Origin of the sequence: Phaeodactylibacter luteus (assembly GCF_007993045.1) — a bacterium.
GTDB lineage: Bacteria > Bacteroidota > Bacteroidia > Chitinophagales > Saprospiraceae > Phaeodactylibacter > Phaeodactylibacter luteus.
This window is the reverse complement of sequence record NZ_VOOR01000002.1, coordinates 84,678-103,484: the sequence shown is the minus strand read 5'-3', so window position 1 is coordinate 103,484 and position 18,807 is coordinate 84,678. Positions and strand designations below refer to the sequence as shown.

Annotated in this window: 17 protein-coding genes; 6 read left to right on the top strand and 11 right to left on the bottom strand. The window is 54.1% G+C overall.

Translation table 11 applies throughout. The annotated features are described in order from the left end of the window. Positions 1 to 93 precede the first annotated feature (93 nt). The 4 genes from FRY97_RS01390 to FRY97_RS01375 all read right to left on the bottom strand — a co-directional run bounded on the left by FRY97_RS01390 (position 94) and on the right by FRY97_RS01375 (position 6,397). Positions 94 to 2,838, bottom strand: a complete 2,745-nt coding sequence (locus FRY97_RS01390; protein WP_147165622.1) for an SDR family NAD(P)-dependent oxidoreductase — start codon at positions 2,836 to 2,838, stop codon at positions 94 to 96. Between the two features lie 49 nt (positions 2,839 to 2,887). Then, positions 2,888 to 4,240: a TlpA disulfide reductase family protein gene (locus FRY97_RS01385; protein ID WP_147165621.1), complete on the bottom strand. Its 1,353-nt coding sequence runs from the start codon at positions 4,238 to 4,240 to the stop codon at positions 2,888 to 2,890. A 159-nt stretch (positions 4,241 to 4,399) separates the two neighbouring features. Next, the gene (locus tag FRY97_RS01380) at positions 4,400 to 4,930 is read right to left on the bottom strand and encodes a hypothetical protein (protein ID WP_147165620.1); all 531 of its coding nucleotides are present in this window, start codon (positions 4,928 to 4,930) and stop codon (positions 4,400 to 4,402) included. Positions 4,931 to 4,969: 39 nt separating this feature from the next. Continuing rightward, a complete protein-coding gene (locus FRY97_RS01375) occupies positions 4,970 to 6,397 on the bottom strand; it encodes a dicarboxylate/amino acid:cation symporter (RefSeq protein WP_147165703.1) in 1,428 nt (475 codons plus the stop codon). 85 nt (positions 6,398 to 6,482) lie between these two features. Between FRY97_RS01375 and hemE the strand changes: the two genes are divergently transcribed. The 3 genes from hemE to FRY97_RS01360 all read left to right on the top strand — a co-directional run bounded on the left by hemE (position 6,483) and on the right by FRY97_RS01360 (position 8,876). Next, positions 6,483 to 7,514, top strand: a complete 1,032-nt coding sequence (gene hemE, locus FRY97_RS01370) for a uroporphyrinogen decarboxylase (protein ID WP_147165619.1) — start codon at positions 6,483 to 6,485, stop codon at positions 7,512 to 7,514. 170 nt (positions 7,515 to 7,684) lie between these two features. Continuing rightward, positions 7,685 to 8,557, top strand: a complete 873-nt coding sequence (gene accD / locus FRY97_RS01365; protein WP_147165618.1) for an acetyl-CoA carboxylase, carboxyltransferase subunit beta — start codon at positions 7,685 to 7,687, stop codon at positions 8,555 to 8,557. Next, positions 8,550 to 8,876 carry a cupin domain-containing protein gene (locus FRY97_RS01360; RefSeq protein WP_147165617.1) on the top strand — a complete coding sequence of 109 codons (327 nt, stop codon included), beginning with the start codon at positions 8,550 to 8,552 and terminating at the stop codon, positions 8,874 to 8,876. Before accD ends, FRY97_RS01360 begins: the two co-directional genes overlap by 8 nt. A gap of 474 nt (positions 8,877 to 9,350) precedes the next feature. Here the strand turns inward: FRY97_RS01360 and FRY97_RS01355 are convergent, their stop codons facing one another. From FRY97_RS01355 to FRY97_RS01325, 7 genes are all read right to left on the bottom strand, one after another. Further along, complete coding sequence (locus FRY97_RS01355; RefSeq protein ID WP_147165616.1) at positions 9,351 to 10,490, bottom strand: cytochrome-c peroxidase; 1,140 nt, start codon at positions 10,488 to 10,490, stop codon at positions 9,351 to 9,353. Next, positions 10,487 to 11,566 (bottom strand): cytochrome-c peroxidase, encoded by a 1,080-nt coding sequence (locus FRY97_RS01350; protein ID WP_147165615.1) that lies wholly within the window; start codon positions 11,564 to 11,566, stop codon positions 10,487 to 10,489. Before FRY97_RS01350 ends, FRY97_RS01355 begins: the two co-directional genes overlap by 4 nt. Before the next feature lie 2 nt (positions 11,567 to 11,568). Then, complete coding sequence (locus FRY97_RS01345) at positions 11,569 to 12,351, bottom strand: MbnP family protein (RefSeq protein WP_147165614.1); 783 nt, start codon at positions 12,349 to 12,351, stop codon at positions 11,569 to 11,571. Positions 12,352 to 12,420: 69 nt separating this feature from the next. Further along, a complete protein-coding gene (locus tag FRY97_RS01340; RefSeq protein WP_147165613.1) occupies positions 12,421 to 13,311 on the bottom strand; it encodes an MbnP family protein in 891 nt (296 codons plus the stop codon). Further along, positions 13,283 to 14,110 carry a 3'-5' exonuclease gene (locus tag FRY97_RS01335; protein ID WP_147165612.1) on the bottom strand — a complete coding sequence of 276 codons (828 nt, stop codon included), beginning with the start codon at positions 14,108 to 14,110 and terminating at the stop codon, positions 13,283 to 13,285. The genes FRY97_RS01340 and FRY97_RS01335 overlap by 29 nt, the downstream gene beginning before the upstream one ends. A 14-nt stretch (positions 14,111 to 14,124) precedes the next feature. Further along, entirely contained in the window at positions 14,125 to 15,195 is a 1,071-nt protein-coding gene (locus FRY97_RS01330) for an FAD:protein FMN transferase (protein WP_147165611.1), read from the bottom strand. Between the two features lie 25 nt (positions 15,196 to 15,220). Continuing rightward, a complete protein-coding gene (locus FRY97_RS01325) occupies positions 15,221 to 15,622 on the bottom strand; it encodes a DoxX family protein (protein WP_147165610.1) in 402 nt (133 codons plus the stop codon). Between the two features lie 190 nt (positions 15,623 to 15,812). On the opposite strand from FRY97_RS01325, the gene FRY97_RS01320 reads away from it, so the two are divergent. From FRY97_RS01320 to FRY97_RS01310, 3 genes are read left to right on the top strand one after another with little or no spacing between them, the layout of a single operon-like run. Further along, a complete protein-coding gene (locus tag FRY97_RS01320; protein ID WP_147165609.1) occupies positions 15,813 to 17,336 on the top strand; it encodes a S8 family serine peptidase in 1,524 nt (507 codons plus the stop codon). A 9-nt stretch (positions 17,337 to 17,345) separates the two neighbouring features. Beyond that, positions 17,346 to 17,858: a DUF3124 domain-containing protein gene (locus FRY97_RS01315; protein WP_147165608.1), complete on the top strand. Its 513-nt coding sequence runs from the start codon at positions 17,346 to 17,348 to the stop codon at positions 17,856 to 17,858. Positions 17,859 to 17,896: 38 nt separating this feature from the next. Beyond that, positions 17,897 to 18,784, top strand: a complete 888-nt coding sequence (locus FRY97_RS01310; RefSeq protein WP_147165607.1) for a DNA/RNA non-specific endonuclease — start codon at positions 17,897 to 17,899, stop codon at positions 18,782 to 18,784. Positions 18,785 to 18,807 lie beyond the last annotated feature (23 nt).

Below are 18,807 nucleotides of genomic sequence, written 5' to 3'. Positions count from 1 at the left end.
CGGTCAATAGGCTGTTCGCTCAGCTGCTAAAAAAGCCCCCGGCGCTCGATGGAGCGCCGGGGGCTTTTCTGTGCAGGGAAGCGTTGACGCCGCTTATTCCTCTTCGCTGCCAAAGCGCTCGCGGCCAGATCGGTCGATCATGGTGCTGCTCGCCTGTTGGGTGCCTTGAAGGACCATGTCCAGCACATTGACATGGGCGGGCTGCGTGGCCATAAAGAAGATAGCTTCTGCTACATCTCGGCTGCTCAGGGGCTTGAAGTCATCATAAATCTTGGCCCTGCTGGCATCCCCATCAAAACGCACCAAGGCGAACTCGGTCTCCTCTACATGCGCAGGGCTGACCATGCCCACTCGCACACCATGCTGGTGCAGGTCAAGGCGCATGGCCTTAGTCAGGGCATCTACGCCAAACTTGGTCGCGTTGTAAACATTCCCGTTAGGGTATACTTCCTTGCCTGCGGTAGAGCATACATTGATCACCTGCCCGGATTGCCGTTCTACCATCCCCGGGGTAACCAGCCGGCTCATATAAAGCAAGCCTCTAAGGTTGGTATCGATCATTTCTTCCCAATGAGCAATATCCCCTTCGTGGATAGGGGCCAGCCCCTTCGCTTTTCCAGCGTTGTTGACCAGAAGGTCTATGTCTGCCCATTCCCCCTGTAGCTGCTGCACTGCTTCCCGGCAAGCTTCCTTGTCTCTGACATCAAAAGCCAGGGCCTGAACACGAGCCTCATAGGCCGATTCGAATTCCTGCTGTATGGCTTGCAGCCTTTCGGACCTGCGCCCTGTCAGGATGACCCGGTAGCCATGCTCCGCAAAAATCTGGGCTGTGGCTTTGCCAATGCCAGATGTAGCGCCAGTAATCAGTACCGTCTGATCAACTGTAGGCCGAGCAGGGGGAGTGGGGTATTTGAAGGCATTCAGCGCTGAACGGAGCTGCTCCAGTTCTTCCTCTTTTTCCCTGAGCGTTTGCTCTATGCTTTCTACGTCTTTTCCAACTGCCTCGTGCCTGGCTTCCAAAGGCTCCGCCGGGCTATTGGCCACCGGTGCAGCTGAAGCCGCTACTGTTTCCACCGCAAAGGCGCTGTCGTTTTCCGGAGTCTGCAGCTCGGGGTTGATCCGTACCGCTTTTTGGTAAGCGTCAGCAGCTTTCCCATACTCCCCCAGTTGATGATAGACCAATGCCATGTCATAGTAGGCAAATGGGTGGAATGCGTTCGCCTTCAATGTTTTCTTAAAATATTTGACTGCCTTTTTGGGCTTCCCGAGTTCGTCGTTCAGCAATAAGGCATACTGGTACAAGGCATCATAATTAGTTTTGTCCAGTTTGGCGGCTTCCTTAAAGTGGTGGGCTGCTGTAGTGCGCTCGCCCTCAAAGTGCGCTGCAAGTACCATCCCCAGCCTGTAATGTGCCTTAGCATGGGCTTCATCATGGCGCAGCAGCTCGCTGTAAGTGCTCCGCGCTTCTTCGAACTCGGAGGCTAGCTCCTGCAGCTCGCCCAATAAGAAAAGCGCATCAATGTGGTGAGGCTCCTGTTCAAAAATAGGCTGCAAAGTGGCTTTGGCGGCCTCATAATCATGAGAATGCTGTACCTGCATCAGCGCCAGGTGATACCGAAGCGTGCTTTCATTGGGGTGTGACTGTACGCCGCTCAACAGCAAATCCATGGCTCCTTTGGCTTGATTTGCCCTAAGCATAGCAATCGCATCTGCCATAATGGCCTCAGGTGCTGGCTCAGGTGCCCCGCTCTCGGGGCCTGTGCTTGGAAGGGGGGAAGAAGGTGGGAAAATGGTTTCGCCCGTGCGGCTTTCTTCAGCAGCTTCTTCCTGCTCCTGTTGACGTGCATACCAATCTGCACCGTCGCCAAGCTCTTCGTCCGACATACCGCCCTCTATTCCTGCTTCATCAGCAACAGCTGGCAGGCTGGCCTCCGCTTCTATTTCGTCTTCTCCAGCCAAAGGCTCAATCTCTGGCTCTTCTCCCGCAGAAGGGGCGGCGGCCCCTATTTCTTCCTCTGCTACAGGGGTCAGCTCTTCCTCATCTGCTCCGGGCGCCACCTGTTCTGGCAGGAGGTCAAGATAAGGGATGCCGCTAAGGTCAGGCTCTTCCTCATCAGGAATAGACTGGGGCGCAGAGCTGTCGTCAACTTTTTCTGTACGCTCCTGCTCAGTGGGGGCCAAAGCTTCTTCTTCTTTATGCTGGGGCAAATCTCCGGCAGAATTGACAGGGGCAAGGCTCCCTTTTAGGGCCTGCCATGTGGGGTTGTCTTCAGTGAAAATGAAAAACTGCTGGTAGGCGTTGGCCTCAAATTGCGGCCAAGACAGGTAGGTCATGCTCCTTAGCGTACGCAGGAATTCCCCTACCTCGCTGCTGACTTCCCTCATCACTTTGAGGTGGGTGTTGAAGTTGTCCTCCTCCCGCTGCGCCATATTCCTTTTCTGGCGGCGCATATCGAGGTATTTGTCTTGCCAATAGTTGATGTACTGAATAATGTCGCTGACCCGCTCGAACTCGGTAACGACTTCACTGCGCTCGCCTGTGTTCACATCTTCCTGCACGCCATTGACAATAACGGGGAGGATGTCATGGCGCTTGTCCTGCAACAGCTTTAGCCCTCGGCTCATACATTTGGCCGATTTCAGGAAATTGTCACTGATCAAGAGCAAGATGGGGTCAGATTGCTGCAAAAGCCGGTCGGCTAGGAAGTTGTTGTCCGTATCCCGGTTGCAGGAAAAAAGATGAAACCGGTAGCCCGAGGGGGCCAGGTCTTTCTGGAGCTTTTGGGCGTAGTGTTCGTTGTCTGCACAATAGGCTAGAGCAATGCTGTTGGTGCTCATGATTTAGATTTTTGGGTTTTGGGCTCCCCTTGCGGGAGCCCTGTAACAGTTATTGCAGCAAATTAGCAATGAAGGATTCAAAATCTTCACTGAATGCCTGGAAGGCTGAAGTCGCAGGGCCATTGAACCCCGTATGAATGCGTTGTACTTTATGCTCTTGGTCTAGGATAATCATAGTAGGGAATGCCCGGACTTGGCCGAGCATGGGCAATGCCTGAGCAGCTTCCGACTTGTCGTCGAACCCGGCTAGGAGGATAGGGTAGCCAGGCTGCAGGTTTTCTTGAAAGCGGCGGATTGCGTTGAAAGCCTTGTCTTTTTCCCGGTAACGCTCAAAGGCGAGCCCTACGACTTCTAGCGGGTACTCCGGGTGCTGCTCCAGGAATGCCTTCAAGAACAGCGCCTCATCCCGGCAGTTGGGGCACCAAGTGCCTAGGAGTTGGACAATGACTGCCTTCCCTTGAAATCGGGGGTTGTCCAGCGAGAGCACTTTGCCGTCTGGGCCGGGGAATGAAAAGTCAATAGACTCATATCCAGGCTTGAGGAGCGTGAGCTCGTCCGGGTCGGTAAGAGCAGCTCCCTCATCCTTTTTAGCAGTCCATAGCGTGCGGTAATGCTTGCCAGACCTGAAAGAGCCAAGAAGGGAACCATCCTCTTGAATCCTCGCCTCGAACAAGAAAGCATGAGCGCCGTCAAAACAGCTCAAATAGACTTTATTGTCCTGCACCGTGCCCTCCAAAAAGCGGTAATCCCCCGTTTCTGTCAGGAAAGTCCCCGTAAGGTGGTTCCCATCTTGTGCCAGCTCTGCGACAGCAGGGTAGGGGGCTTCGTCCTTGCTCTCCACCGCAAAGGTGGCCGCCCATTTGCCGCTAAGGTCGGCTGCAGGGGTTTTCCGTAAGGTCGTAAAGCGGTGGCCTTTGCCATGCTGCGCAACGAAGGGGATGCTATAGGCTTCGCCCCGGTTGTTGACTACCCATTCGCCCTCCATGATGTTTTCCTCATAAATTGCCCGCAGATAGGAATCATAAACTGGGAAATTGATGACGATGGTATCCTTTGCGGTAGCCCGGTCCAGCCCTATCGTGATATCTTTTACTACTATCCTTTCCTCCCCGTTCATGATTTCAAGATGGAAGGTGGTATCATCTGTGTACACGACTTCGAAATTGAAAGGCAGCTCTCCGTTGGTGACTTCTTCAAAGGAAAGCCCTAGTTTTTCGGGGAGCGGCTCCCCTTTCGGGTTGGGGGTGACCATTTTGGGCTCCAGCTCCAGCACACCGCGCCATACGCCGGGCGGGAGGCCTGAGAATCTGTTGTCGACCTCAATACAGCCTGCCTGCAACAGCAGGATAGCCAGCAAAAAAAACGCAGCAGGCTGCAAAAATGAACTCAGCTTAACTTTCATCTTCGTTTTCTATCCGGTTAGTTCAGTAAAAAGCTCAACAGCAGCGCCAAGGCCCCTGCTTGTCTACCTTCTAACCCTATTCACCATATTCTGGTTATCCGTTATACCTCTTTTTTGCCCAAAAGATGCAGATGAGGGCCAGATTTCTCCAGCCTGCAGTTAGCCTTTAGCTCCTTTGAAGGCATCTTCCTTGCGTTGGAAGAGGATATTGAAAGAAGTGAGGCTGCCATAAATCCTGGTAATGTACTGCTGCAGATTGACCTTTTCTTCGTCAGACAGGGCACTGCTGTTGATACGCTGCTCCATGACCCTCAGCCGGTCTCTCACCATGACGATTTTGTGAAAGAAGCTTTCAATGGGCATTTCCTTTTCCTTGAGCCCTTCTTCTCCAGGGCGCAAGACGAGCGTACCGCCTTCCCACTTGTAGCCAAGGGGCACAGCCTCCTCGAGCGCATTGAAGTTCCTCAGGATCTTGATCAGCGATTCCTCAGCCGCCGAATAGGACACGGCCTCGCTAGCCGGGAGGGCCTCCATGACCTCCCATTTGTCATAGGCCTTCCCTACCTGCTTAATGCCGTAGGTGATAAAACAAACATCGTAGGCTTCTTTGTGCAGCCTGATGACCACACCGTCTCCGAAAGCCGGGTGCTTCACCCGGGAGCCTACACCAAGCCATTGGCTATCTTCCATCTGCAGACCTTGATTTTATTGGTTTATCCTAATATTATTTTACAGCTCCAGCGCCCCGGGCGCTTTTACATCCAGTTCGTTTTCGCTCTTTGCGATCAGCGTGGATACGGTGGCGTCACCGGTCACGTTCACTACGGTCCTGCACATGTCCAGTATGCGGTCTACCGGAAATACGATGGCGATCCACGCAGGGTTGAGCCCAACAGACTGCAATACGACAATCATCATGACCAGCCCTGCGCTGGGCACCGCTGCTGAGCCGATAGAAGCTAACGTAGCGGTAAGCACAATCGTGACCTGCTGCCCAAGCGTCAGATCGACCAAGTGCATCTGTGCCAGAAAAACGACTGCGACAGCCTGGTATAGGCTGGTCCCGTCCATGTTGACAGTAGCCCCGATGGGGAGGACGAAGTTGGTGACGTTCTGAGAGACGCCGATATTGTCCCTTACACATTCCATCGTGACAGGCAGGGTGGCGGCACTTGAGCTGGTGGAAAAAGCCAGGAATTGCGCCGGGCTGATCCTGCGGAAGAAACCGCCATAGCTTATTTTGCGGACCAAGATGGAAATCAGGGCAGGGTAGAACACAAAAACCATAAACGCCAAGCCCAGGAAAACGACCACCGAGTAGCTCAACAGCCCTTTGAATATCTCAATGACCTCCGCAGGGGTGCTTGCCATTTTAGAAATCACCCCTGCCATGAGGGCGAACACAAAGAAGGGCGCCGCTTCCATAACGACCTCTACCATTTTTAGGAAGACCTCATTGACGCTATCTACCAGCTCTCGCACCGGCTGGGCTTTTGCGGCGGGGATCAGCAACAACATCACCCCAAAAAATATCCCAAAGAAAATGATTTGCAGCATCCTGCCGCTATCGGTAAGGGCAGCGAAGATGTTGTCCGGTACAAAGTCTACTAAAAACTGCATTGGGCCTGCCTCTTTGAACTGCTCTGCCGCTTTCATCCGCTCCTCTACCGACTGATTGTTGAGCTCCGCAGCCATCGCGCTTTCTGCCTCTTCTACGAGGTCGGCATATTCAGGCATTGAGAGGTAGCGCTGCCCGTCCAAAATACGGCCGCCAGGCGTGCTCTCGGCCCACAGCTCGTATTTCAGCCGGTTTTTGACACGCTGCCCTTCATCGATGTAGCCGCCGGGCTGTAAGAGGTTGACCACAACCAGCCCCACCGTTACAGCGGCTACCGTAGTCACTACGTAAGCTACGAGCGTTTTGGCCCCCATCCGGCCGAGCTTCGAAGGGTCGGGAAGGCCCGCTACCCCGCCGATGATAGAAAAGAGCACTAAAGGCACCGCAATGAATTTTAGCAGCCGGATAAAAATGACGCCGAACGGGTCGATCCAGTCTTTGGTGAATTCATTCCAGCCGAGCGCACTAGAAACCAGCGAATAGATAATGCCAGCAACGAGGCCTATGATGATTTTCCAGTGAAGCGGTAGATTTTTTATCATCGTAGTGTAAGGTCAGTTTGGTGCAGCCCCCAAAATAGAGAAATATTGTTTAGCTGAATAAAAAATTGGCTAAGTTTGCCGCATGAGCGAAAACAACAATCTCTTCCTTAGGGCGGCACGTGGCGAAGCCGTAGAGCGGCCGCCGGTGTGGCTGATGCGGCAGGCCGGGCGCATCCTTCCTCAGTACCGGGCAATTCGCGAACGCCTGTCAGGCTTCAAAGAGCTGGTGGAAACTCCTGAGCTCGCAGCAGAGGTCACGATACAGCCTGTAGACGAATTGGGCGTAGATGCAGCGATCATTTTTTCGGACATCCTCGTTATCCCCGAAGCGATGGGGCTGACCTATGAAATGGTCGAAAAACGGGGGCCGCTGTTCCCGGAAGTTATCCGTTCTCATGCCGATGTAGACCAGCTTAGGGAAGGGGAGGCCGCTGCTCAGGAGCTTCGTTATGTTTACGATGCAGTTGCTGAAACCCGTAAACAGCTAAACGGGCGCGTCCCTCTGATCGGCTTCTCCGGTGCGCCGTGGACCCTCCTCGCGTATATGGTCGAAGGGAGCGGCAGCAAAACTTTTTCCAAAGCCAAGCGCATGCTTTACCAAGATCCTGCCCTTGCGCACAAGCTGTTGGAAAAAATCACTTCTGCCATCATCGCTTACCTTAAACTCAAAGTACAAAGCGGTGCACAGCTGGTGCAGATTTTTGATTCCTGGGCGGGCATCCTCAGCCCCGGGCAGTACCGCACTTTTGCACTCCCGTACCTCCGGACGATCTGCGAAGCGGTCTCGGAAGTGCCGGTCACGGTCTTTGCCAAAGGAGCTTGGTTCGCCTTAGAAGATTTTTCTGAACTGGAATGCCAAGTCGTTGGGCTAGACTGGAACACTTCTCCCCAGCTCGCGCGAAAGTGGGTCGGCAGTGAAAAAATCCTGCAGGGCAATCTCGACCCTTGCCAGCTTTATGGCTCGCCCGAAGAGATTGCGCTAAGGGCGCACGAAATGCTGGAATCCTTTGGCCGGCAGCATATTGCCAACCTTGGGCATGGTGTGTACCCGGATACGCCGCTCGAAGGGGTAAAGGCTTTTGTGAACGCTGTGAAAGCTTACCGGTACAAATAAACCTGGGGATTTTTCCCATTTCCCGGCTTGCCGCCTTATTTTTGACCCGGTTCTACGGTCCCTAATTGGGATAATCTTGGTCATTGCAGAGGCTAAACTGGCTGCTGATCAGTTGTATAGCATCCCTATGGGCTCTGCTGCTGGCAGTCGCATCATCAAAATAACACCCTATGGGCTGGTTCAAACGCTTAAAAGACGGAATACAGACCGCTACTCGCAACAAGAAAGACACACCCGAAGGGCTGTGGTACAAATGCAAGCGGTGCAAAGAGACTTCAACCGTAAAGGAGCTGAAGGACAATTATTTCAAATGCCCGCAGTGCAATTTCCACGTCCGGATCACTTCTTATGACTACTTCGGGCTAATTTTCGACGGCCAGTACGAGGAGCTCTTCGAAAATATGGTCTCCAAAGATTTCCTGGAGTTCAAAGATCTTAAGCCTTATACGGAGCGGCTGAAAAGCGCAAAGGACAAAACAGGGCTTAAGGATGCCATCGCTGTGGCACAGGGGAAGGTCAACCGCCGCCCACTTGTCATCGCTGCCATGGATTTTAAGTTCATCGGCGGGTCAATGGGCTCAGTAGTGGGCGAAAAAATTGCCAAAGCCATAGACCACTGCATCGAGCAGCGCGTCCCTTTCCTCATGATCAGCAAATCTGGGGGCGCGCGCATGATGGAATCCGCTTTCTCGCTCATGCAAATGGCAAAAACGTCCGCAAAGCTAAGCCAGATGGCAAGCGCGAAAATCCCTTATTTCTCTCTGATGACAGACCCGACCACCGGCGGGGTCACTGCTTCTTTCGCTATGCTGGGGGATATCAACTTCGCTGAGCCTGAAGCGCTCATCGGCTTCGCAGGGCCTCGGGTCATCAAAGAAACCATCAAAAAGGAACTGCCGGATGGCTTCCAGACTTCAGAGTTCCTGCTCGAGCATGGCTTCCTCGATTTTATCGTAGACCGTAAAGATCTCAAAGAGACGCTCTCTGACCTGCTTTATTTCTTCGAAAAGCCACCGGCCAACCCTGCTGTTGAAAATGCCTGATTTTATTCAAAAAGACAAACTGCCCCTGCAAACACTCTTGCCAGGGTTTACCGCCCAAATGGTCCATACGGGACAGTTGAGCATTGCTCACGTCAATATTGAAATGGGGAGTGTGCTGCCTGAACATCAACACCCTCATGAACAGGTCACGAACATCATTGAGGGCGAGCTGGAAATGACCGTGGGAGGTGTGACTAAGCTCTGCAAGCCTGGCACTTCTATCGTGATCCCCGGGGGCACGCCCCACTCCGCTGTCGCCAAATCAGCTTGTTATGTCATTGACGTATTCTGCCCCGAACGGGAAGACTATAAGCTGTAAATGCTTCTTGCGCTACTGAATAACAAAAAGCCGGATGGGGGGTATCCTCATCCGGCTTTTTGATGCTAAGGCTGGCTTTTCCTGTGGGCACAAACCAGGTAGCCGTTTTTTCTGAGGGCCTGCCCCCTCCGCAAAGATAGGGGCCTGCCCCTGCCGCAAGGAGGGGGACCCGATGGCAGGTGCCGCTATGCTACGGGGCTCGCTGTCCGCTCGGCCCTATCGGGCTTACCCCCCTTCGCAGCGCTAGGCCAATGCCAGGCTAGTGCCTTAAGCCATAAATCTCTGATACTTAAGTTGAAGTTATTTTCCGGCTAATCAAGGCGAAGGTTCGCGACTTTAGCCCGAGCTAAAGGAGCGGTTCTTTAACGAAGAGTAGGCGGAAAAGAACGAAACTTGGGGTGGCAAGGATTTATGGCTTGAGGCACTAGAGCCCCAAAAGCATAAACGCCTGCGATATTTTGGTTCAGCCCCTTCCTATTTAAAGGGGTCAGCGAAAGCTGGGTTATTGGTGAAAGCCGTATCCGTCAGCATATTGAGGAAAGCGATCATAGCCTCCTTTTGCTCGTCCGTAAGCGTGAACGGCTGAATATTGGGGTCTTCATTGGGCACACCATGCCCTCCTTGGGCATAGCTGTCAAGCACTTCCTCCAGCGTAGCAAACCGGCCGTCGTGCATATAAGGAGCCGTCAAGGCGATATTGCGCAGGGTAGGCGCCCGGAATTTCCCATTGTCATAAATATTGCCATTAAACCCGCCAAGCCCTTTGTCTGCAAAGGCCTCAAGGCCTTCCACATCAGAGATGCCGTTATTGAAAAAGTTGTTCTCTGTAAAAAGGCTACTGCCGTGGCAGTGCGAACAGCCCGGATGCTCCTGAGTAGGCAGGGCGGTCTCTACAAAGAATAAATCGCGCCCCTCCTGCTCTAAGTCTGTTGGCCAGCCCTGCTGTTCCCAGACCACCTTGTCGAAACGGGAATTGTAGCTGATCAAGGTGCGTTCAAACTGTGCGAGCGCCTTGACAACATGCTCCCGGGTGATCTCTGAAGGGTACTCTACGCCAAATGCTTTCCGGAAATACTGAGGGTAAGCCGTATGCCTCCTGAGCTTTTCCTCTGCAACATCCCAAGACTCATCCATCTCCCGGTGGTCTTCGATCGGGATCAGGGCTTGTTCCTCAAGCGTCGCAGAGCGCCCGTCCCAGAAGAAGCCACGAGGGTTGAAAGCCAGGTTGACCAAAGGCATAGCGCTGCGCACCCCTTCCCGGTTATCTATCCCAATGCTCACTGCCGCACCATCTGTGAAGCTCAACGATTGCAGGTGGCAGGAAGCGCAGGAAATAGTACTGTCCCTCGATAATATGGGGTCGTAGAAGAGCATGCGCCCGAGCGCAATGCCCTCTTCTGTCATCGGGTTATCGGGAGGGATGATAGGGTTTGGGAACCGGTCGGGCAAATAGTCAAAGCTGTAAGCCGTGGGGTTGTATTCTCCCGTTATAGGCTGCTCTGCAGGGCAGTTGGCACAACCGTCTGGCCCAGCGGGCTCGTCATCACAGGCAGTGAAACCAAGGGCGAGGGCGAATGCCCCGAAGAAGAATATTTTTTTGTACAGCGGTATCATTGAAGCGTATTTTTTGAACGGCTATGGTACTCAACAAAAGCAGTGTCCGTAAGGGTTTTCAAAAAAGCGACTAAATCGGCTTGCTCGGATGCCGACAAGCCAAGGGGGCGGATTTTTGGATCCACATTGGGCCCGGGGTGGCCGCCGCGGTTGTAGTGCGCAACGACTTCCTCCAGGGTAGCAAACCGCCCATCGTGCATATAAGGTGCCGTCAGCGCGATATTGCGAAGGGAAGGGACTCGGAACCGGCCATTGTCGAACCGTATCCCTGTATGGCCGCCACGGCCGGCATCGGCATACTCAAAGCTACCGGATTGTTCCTGAACACCGTTGTTCATATACGTCTGATCCGTGAAAAGGGGCGGGGTATGGCAATGCCCGCACTCGCCGTCCGGCAGCTCCGCAGAGGAATCAAAGAAAATGTGCTTGCCCCGAGCTTCAGATGCGGTGAGCACAGCTTCCCCCCGCATAGCCCGGTCGTATTTGCTCTCTGCACTGATCAGGGCCCTTTGATACTGCGCAAGGGCTTCTTTGACAAGGGAAGAGTCGATGAGGGCTGAAGCCCCAAAAGCTGAGCGGAATGCTTTTTGGTAATCAGCCTGCCCCCTAAGCCGGCTGATTACCGTAGCCCAGTCCGAACCTAGCTCATTAGGGTTGTGGATGGGGTCCGAAACCTGGGCTTCAAGCCCCGGGCTGCGCCCGTCCCAGAAGAGCCCGTCGCCCGCCCAAGCCAAATTGGCAAGGGTAGGGGCGTTGCGCTGCCCTCGCCTGCCCGCTATGCCTACCGCAATGGCTTTGCCATCGGTGAAAGCCAGCTCGGGCAGATGGCAACTTCCACAGGAGACCGTGGAATCAGCCGAAAGGATGGGGTCGAAAAAGAGGCGTTTGCCTAAGTCCGCTTTAGCCACCGTAGCCTGTTCGGTTACCTCTCGGGGCAGTTTCACAAAATGCGCTGGAGCTTCCAATGCGCTTCCTTGCCCATCGACAGGCACGGATAGCTCGCCTCCGCAGCTGCCAAGTACAAGGCTGAGCAGCAGCGCATAAGCCAAAGCGCTGATATGGGCAGAGCGGGCCACAATTATCGGGTCAGGCTTAGTGCATTAGGCATGTTCTCGCCCATAAACACGGCAGCCGGTGCAGTATTGGAGTGTGCCTGCCGCACTTGGCGGAAGTCAACGTAATCGCCATTGCTGCGGATGAGCAGCTTCTCCATATCGAAGTTGAGGTTCAGCACGGCTTCCCCATCAGGGGCTATATCAATGGCCCCCGTGAATTCAATGCTGTTGTAGTTGTTGTCTCCGCCAACATGGAAAGTCAGCTTATCTTGAAAACCTCCAGAGCCGTCCAAATCTGCATTCCCTTCAAACTTGAAGAAGATGTAGCTGTTTGCATCCTCCCAGTAGTTTTGCCCTAGCGGGTGGGTCACCTCATAATCGGGCGGCACAGTAGCGTTGAGCGCTGGCGAAACGCCTACGCCAAAGCGCAGGGCGGTATAGTTGCGGGCAGGCACATCGGTCTTAACCACCTCTATGCCTGCTTCTGCATCTGCAATGGTGTAGATGTCGCCGAATTCAGCCAAGGCAACATCTAGCAGGGGCTCCGTCATTTCGGCCCCATTTTCCATATAGACCAGCTCTATGTCGGAAAGGTAAGTCTGGAACAGCTGCATTTGAAACTGCATGCCGTCTTCGTAGTCGTAGTTTTGATCGAACATCACCAAAGGCAGGCTGCCATAGGTGGCCGTAGCATTGAGGGTGATCCGCCCGGTGTCGGGCGCGGTGTTGTCATCAGTCCCTCCACAAGCAGAGAAAAGCAGAGCAGCAGACAAGGCCAGTAAAGAAAAGCGCGATAGCAATTTCATGTCAGATAGGATTTAAATAAAACAATTCACCCATATAAACGGCAGGCGCGGCTTTAGGGTTGGTACTATTTAGTCATCTTCCAGTACTATTTCGGCTATTGTAAAGGCTTCTGCTGTATTCGCGACAATTTTTTGGGCCAAAGCAGCGGGGCTGTCATTGGCTACGTCAATGCCCGATAGCCATTTGCTGTAGTCAATATTGACAAGTACCCGGAAATGGAAGCCAGGGACCTTTTCTACCATCATGTCCTGCTGCAGCGTCACGAGGTTGTCGAAAGTGCCAATACGCAAGGCGACAGGCAGGGTATCGGCGGCCGTAGTATCCCTAAAGAGCTCGATGTACTGATAGACATAACCGGAGTCTTGCCCAAAATACAGCAGGGTATCTGTTACGCCCAAAGGGTGGGCCAGGGGTATCGAATCGGCTATGGCCAGATTGGTCTGCCCATCGATGCCAATTTTGAAGCTTATACCGCTCAGCGTACCTGAGCTGCGCAGCGTCCCCATCTCGATAGCGCTCGCTGTGGCAGGGGAGGCCAAGGCAAAGTTGTCTTCGATATTGCGCTTCAAGATTTGCCCATTTGGCCCGTTGACATAAATGTCCAAACGGTCTTCCACAATCAGCCCACTGCCATCGGGCTTCAGCAGGCGCAGTTCAGATACGTAAAACGTAAACGCTCCAACCCTAAATGGCTGCCCGTTCATATCCGTATAAATGCCATCGTTCAGACGGAAGGGCAGCACGGTATCCGCTTCTGAATACAGATGCTGAAACTGTAGCCGCAGCTCCGGATAGGTACAGGTTGCGGGGTCAGCTTCGTCTGCAGAAAAGCTGTAATTGACCGCCTCTACATCCAGGCAGCCTGTTTCGGGCTCGTAGCAGCCGGTGCCGAAAGCCAAAGCCAATAAGGCCAATGCGGCTGCCAGGCGGCTAGTCGTTATTGCGTTGCTCGCGCTCATATTCCCGGACCAGTTTTTTTACGATCTCTTTTACCTGCATGGTAAATTCTTTGTTCAAAATCCAGTTGTAGTACTGCTTGTCTTTGCTCAGCGCTTCGCCCACCGGCTGCCCATTATATTTCCCAAAATTGAAGACGATAGAGCCATCTGCCTCGTACCTCATTTTCTGGGTGGCATCCGCATAACGCAGATCGTTGGTAAAATCGTGTAGGGCTTGTATGTCTTCCCTGACCGGAGTAGGGGTGACGTTGCCATCTTCATCGATATGGTCCTCTTCCCGGTAACGCTCCAGCTGCCCCATGAACACATCCACCGTGGCGCGCACATCGGCAAGTGCATCGTGTGCGTTTTCCATGTCCTTGCCGCAATAAAACTTTAGGGCTGCCCGCAGGGTCCGGGGCTCCATTTTGTAAAAAATGCGCTGCACATCGATACTCCGGCGGCGGTCCATTGAAAATGAGATGCCGACCCGCCCGAACTCTTCCATAAGCATTGGGATGTCGAAGCGGTTGGAATTGTAGCCAGCAAGGTCTGCAGAGCCGATAAAATCAAAAATTTCCTGAGCGACTTGTTGGAATGTAGGCTTGGAAGCGACGTCCTTGGGCGTGATGCCGTGCACCTGCATAGCCTCTTCGCTTATTGGCACACCGGGGTTGATGAGCATGTCAAGCTCTTGCGGAGGCCCTCCGCCCTTTGGGTACTTGATCATGCCGATCTGCACAATCCGGTCTTTTACAACGCTGAGGCCGGTGGCCTCAAGGTCTAGGAAAATAAGGTCTCTGTCGAGTGATAAGTCCATGTCAATATTTTGGTCTATTGTTGAATGATGCTAGCCAGGCCGGCCGTAAAGCGGGCATCCATGCTGCCATCTTCGGTGCTGACGATAAAATAAGCTTCTACCATGGGCATACTGCTGGCCAGTTCAAAGGCTTTGTCTGCCCCCATCGTCATAAAGGCAGTTGCCAGGGCATCGGCTTCTGTGCAGCTTGGCGCAAAAACACTGGCGCTCAGCAGGGTATTCCGCTCCGGATAGCCCGTCTTCGGGCTGATGGTATGGCTATACTTCACGCCGTTAGATTCATAAAAATTACGGTAGTTGCCGGATGTCGCCAGGGCTTGGTCCCTTAGGGGCACCGCAATTTGTATATCATCCAGCCCGGCTTGCTCTTCCGGGGTGTTGATCCCGAGCTTCCAAGGGCCGCCGCCAGGGCGCTCCCCTTTGCCCAAGGCTTCTCCTCCAATGTCGACAAGGTAATTGGAGCAGCCTTTTTCTTCCAAAAACTGCCCAATGAGGTCTACGCCATAGCCTTTCGCTATAGCGCTAAAGTCGAGCTGAATTCCCTTTTGCAACTTGCGAAGGACCGCCCCGTCATCATATACTTCGAGGGACAATTTCTCCATGCCTACTTGTGCCTTAAGGGAATCTACCAGGAAGCTGTCCACCTCAGTGACTTTACGTTTTTCGGTATACCCAAACCCCCAGTAATTGACGAGCGGCATCACCGTAGGGTCAAAGTAGCCTGCTGTCTTTTCGTAGATGCTGAGCGCTGCTTTGTAGTTGGCCAAAAAATGTGGATTGCCCCCCTTTTTCGCTGCCCCAGTGACGGGATCGACAGATAGCTCCAATAGGCTGTCTGCCTGATTGAAGCGGGAGATGGTCGATTGGGGGATGTAGGTGGAGACTTCCAGGTTGAGCGCCCTGAGGAGGGAGTCGAGGCTAGCCTGTACCCCAAGGGTATCTTTTAGGCCGGCAGTCACTCGGTAGTAAGTCCCCATCGTCTCGCCCTGAAACACCGGGTATCCCTCGTGGACAGGGGCCGGCCCGCCACAAGCTGCCATCAGGGCCATCAAAAGGAGGGCTGCGCCCGTACGTATCATTGACATAGGTGCTGTATTTTTTAAATTCCTGCTAAAACAGTTTTTGCATGCGGCTGTCTAAGGCATATTGCCCGCCCCCAGCGATCATCAAGCAAATGAAAGGGACGAGGTAGAGCAGTGCGCCCTCGATGTCGGAGAAAGGGTCGCCCCAGTGTGCTTTGAATATGGCGACCAGCATAGTGAAAACCAGAGGCGCGGCCGCCAAGCGGGTGAAGAGGCCTAAGATGAGCAGGGCTGCACAGATGAGCTCTGCGAAAACAGCCAGCCCTAGGGATATTTCGGGCCCCAGGCCCATGAAATCCATAAACCGGATCTCTTCTCCTCCGGTCAGCCTTAAGAACTTGGGCCAGCCATGCCCGATGATCATGCTTGCACCAAAGGTGACGCGCAGCAGCAGCAGTACAAGGTCTTGTGAGCGTTGATGGGTTGCCATTGGGTCTGTTTTTTGATTGGGCCAAAGTTAGGGTTCCGTTCGGCTTATTCGGAATATAGCTAAAGGATTCTTTGCAAGCAGCAGGCTTTTGGCTGGCCAGCCGACCTTTCCCGTTGGCCGTATTGTTTTGTCTATAGGTCAGCTTTTGCCTACCTTGAGGGGTAATTCTTTTGGAACAAACCATACTGACATGATCTACCCGATCACCTTTCTGGCTACTGCAGCTGCACTCGTCTCCTGGTTCCTTTACCGCTACCGGGAGCCTGCCGGGCAACGTCTGCAGTACCTGTTTTTTAGCGCTTTGGGCAGCTACCTTCTGACGGTACTGCTTTCGGGTGCCGGCGCCGGGCAAATGCTATGGGCGCTCTTCCGCGATTTCTCCGTACTCGCTGCTGTAGGGGCTGCAGCTATGGCTTCCGCCCATAAGCGCTCTTGGTTTATAGCCGGCTCGATCGCCCTTTCTGCTGGGCTGCTGGGCTATGCGGGCATGGTAATGCCACAATCCCTTTCCACAACAGTGCAGATGCCGGCTTATGATGCAGAAGCAGAGCTCCTGCTCGAATTAGGGGAGGGGGCGGATGCCGCTGCCCTTGATGCAATCGCCTTCAAATACGGGCTTTCTTTTTCGCCTGCTTTTGCCCCACAGCACGCAGCAGTTACCGAACTGGACGATTACCTTGCAGTGGATATCCCAAGGGGGCAGCTCCATAAAATCGAAGACATCATTGAAGGGCTGCAGAGCATACCCGAAGTAGATTGGGTGGAGCCCAATGAAGTGGTGCAGATCGCGCCGCTGCCCGGCGGGCAGCGCAAAAGCCCGCGCCAGGTTTATGGAGTGGACGACCCCGGCCTGGAGCAGCAGTGGGGCTTTGATGCCATGGCTGTCAACGAGCTCTACGAGCTGTTGCGGAAGGATGCCCCAAAAGCCAAACAGACGGCACTGATCGCCATTTTGGATACTGGCGTAGACGCTGCGCACGAAGACCTGGAAGGGCAGTACCGTTCACTCGACCCTGCCGATGACAACGACCCCCGTGGGCACGGCACCCACTGTGCAGGCATCGCAGCTGCAGTGACCGATAACGGGCTGGGCGTGGCTTCTTTCAGCCTGGGCGGCCAGTATGTGGCCGTGACCAGCGTGAAAGTCTTGAACGCGGCCGGCATGGGCACCCAAAGGTCAATAATCGCTGGCATGATAAAAGCAGCGGATGCTGGCGCAGACGTCATCTCTATGTCCCTTGGCGGGCCCTCCAGCCAAGCCAAAGAACGGGCATACCGCAAAGCAGTAGACTATGCACTGGAAAGCGGGGCCATCATCGTCGTGGCAGCAGGCAACAGCAACCGGGATGCCCGCAAATTTGTGCCTGCCAACCTCCCAGGGGTCATTACTGTCAGCGCGATAGGCCCAAACCTTGACCGGGCTGTTTTCTCTAATGAGGTTAGCGGGCTGTCCCGGGGCATTGCCGCTCCCGGCGTAGATATTTACTCGACGGTGCCGAATAACAATTATGCCAGCTACAACGGGACCTCTATGGCTACCCCTTACGTGGCCGGGCTGCTCGGGCTTTTAAAAAGCCTAGAGCCTGACTTGGGCCACGAGGAAGCCTACGAACTGCTCAAAAGCACCGGCAAAGAGACCCGGCAAACCAAAGAGACCGGAAGGTTGATACAGCCCGCCGCCGCTGTGAAAAAACTCATCTCTGCCCAGCAATAACCGCCGCCTATGAAAACGCTGTTTTATTGGGCTTCAATTGCCCTCGCCCCTTTCATCTTAGGAGGCTGCCAACCTGAGATGGAGCTCAGCTCCGTTGACCCGGTCAACTGGTCCCGCCGCAAAGCTCAGCCCCCCGCCGCTGACAGCCTGTCCTGGGCAGAAGCCTACCTGCCGGTTTATTCACAGATCTATGTGCGTACCGAAAGGATGACCTATGACCTCACCGTCACCGTGAGCATGCGCAACATCAACCCTTCAGACAGCATCTACCTGGGCTATGCCCGTTACTATGACACTCATGGGGAGCTGATCCGGACCTATTTCGACACCCCCATCTATCTCGCACCCCTGGAAACGGTAGAGATTGTCATTGACGACACAGACCGGGATGGGGGCACCGGCGCCAATTTCCTCTTCAGCTGGCTGGCCCCGGATGCGCACCCGCCCCTTGTCGAAGCGGTCATGATCTCCGCCTCTGGGCAGCAGGGCATTTCTTTCTTAACCCGGAGCGTAGACCTTTAACCCGCTGCCGAAAATTGTAACTTTGCCGAAAACGAACTATGGCGAAGCTAAGGATGAACCATCAGCGCAATGGAAAGGGCAGCAGCGGCACGGCGGTCCGGGTAGGCATATTCGGAGCACTGATTGCAGGGCTTTTCTTTCTGTTCAACCTCTTTTCCGGAGGAGCTTTCGAACCAGTGCCCCCAGAAGCAGAAGACCGCTATTACCTGCCGGCTGGGGGGAGCGGCCAGGTGGTACATCATAAAGGGTTTTCCCTATCTTACAGTGAAGCCCATGAACAGGCCGAGTGGGCCGCTTACAAACTGACAAGGGAAGAGCTCGCACAGCCTTGGGTAGACCGCACAGATGATTTCCGCGCCGACCCGGCCATTCAGACTTCCTCCGCCTTGCCCGAAGACTACCGGGGCACAGGCTATGACCGGGGGCACCTCGTTCCGGCAGCCGACCGCGCCTACAGCAAAGCTGCTATGTCTGAGACTTTCCTAATGAGCAATATTTCCCCTCAGGCCCGCCAGTTTAATGGAGGGATATGGCGGGAGCTGGAGGAACTGGCCAGAGAATGGGCTAAAGCCTCGGGCACCCTCTATGTGGTGACCGGGCCACTGCTCAAGATGGCGCCCAAAGGTGCGCTCGGCAGCAACGAAGTGACCATACCTGGCGGGTTCTTTAAGGTCTTGCTAGACATTGAAGAGCCCGGGCTGAGGGGCATCGGTTTCGTACTGCCCAACTCCATTAGCTATGACCCCTTATACAAATACGCAGCTTCTATTGACGAAGTAGAAGAAATGACCGGGCTCGACTTCTTCAAAGGGTTTATGCCACCTGAGCTCGAAGCGGAGCTCGAGGCCAATGCCGATGTCGATCTTTGGCCGTTCAGCAAAAAGAAGTTCGAGAAACGCCTCGAAGACTGGAACCTCCGGGAATAGCCTGCCGGTAGCTCCTAGCAACA

Coding starts and splice junctions, on each gene's coding strand:
- FRY97_RS01390 (WP_147165622.1), bottom strand. CDS start 2,838: ATGAGCACCAACAGCATTGCTCTAGCCTATTGTGCAGACAACGAACAC.
- FRY97_RS01385 (WP_147165621.1), bottom strand. CDS start 4,240: ATGAAAGTTAAGCTGAGTTCATTTTTGCAGCCTGCTGCGTTTTTTTTG.
- FRY97_RS01380 (WP_147165620.1), bottom strand. CDS start 4,930: ATGGAAGATAGCCAATGGCTTGGTGTAGGCTCCCGGGTGAAGCACCCG.
- hemE (WP_147165619.1), top strand. CDS start 6,483: ATGAGCGAAAACAACAATCTCTTCCTTAGGGCGGCACGTGGCGAAGCC.
- accD (WP_147165618.1), top strand. CDS start 7,685: ATGGGCTGGTTCAAACGCTTAAAAGACGGAATACAGACCGCTACTCGC.
- FRY97_RS01360 (WP_147165617.1), top strand. CDS start 8,550: ATGCCTGATTTTATTCAAAAAGACAAACTGCCCCTGCAAACACTCTTG.
- FRY97_RS01355 (WP_147165616.1), bottom strand. CDS start 10,490: ATGATACCGCTGTACAAAAAAATATTCTTCTTCGGGGCATTCGCCCTC.
- FRY97_RS01345 (WP_147165614.1), bottom strand. CDS start 12,351: ATGAAATTGCTATCGCGCTTTTCTTTACTGGCCTTGTCTGCTGCTCTG.
- FRY97_RS01340 (WP_147165613.1), bottom strand. CDS start 13,311: ATGAGCGCGAGCAACGCAATAACGACTAGCCGCCTGGCAGCCGCATTG.
- FRY97_RS01335 (WP_147165612.1), bottom strand. CDS start 14,110: ATGGACTTATCACTCGACAGAGACCTTATTTTCCTAGACCTTGAGGCC.
- FRY97_RS01330 (WP_147165611.1), bottom strand. CDS start 15,195: ATGTCAATGATACGTACGGGCGCAGCCCTCCTTTTGATGGCCCTGATG.
- FRY97_RS01325 (WP_147165610.1), bottom strand. CDS start 15,622: ATGGCAACCCATCAACGCTCACAAGACCTTGTACTGCTGCTGCTGCGC.
- FRY97_RS01320 (WP_147165609.1), top strand. CDS start 15,813: ATGATCTACCCGATCACCTTTCTGGCTACTGCAGCTGCACTCGTCTCC.
- FRY97_RS01315 (WP_147165608.1), top strand. CDS start 17,346: ATGAAAACGCTGTTTTATTGGGCTTCAATTGCCCTCGCCCCTTTCATC.
- FRY97_RS01310 (WP_147165607.1), top strand. CDS start 17,897: ATGGCGAAGCTAAGGATGAACCATCAGCGCAATGGAAAGGGCAGCAGC.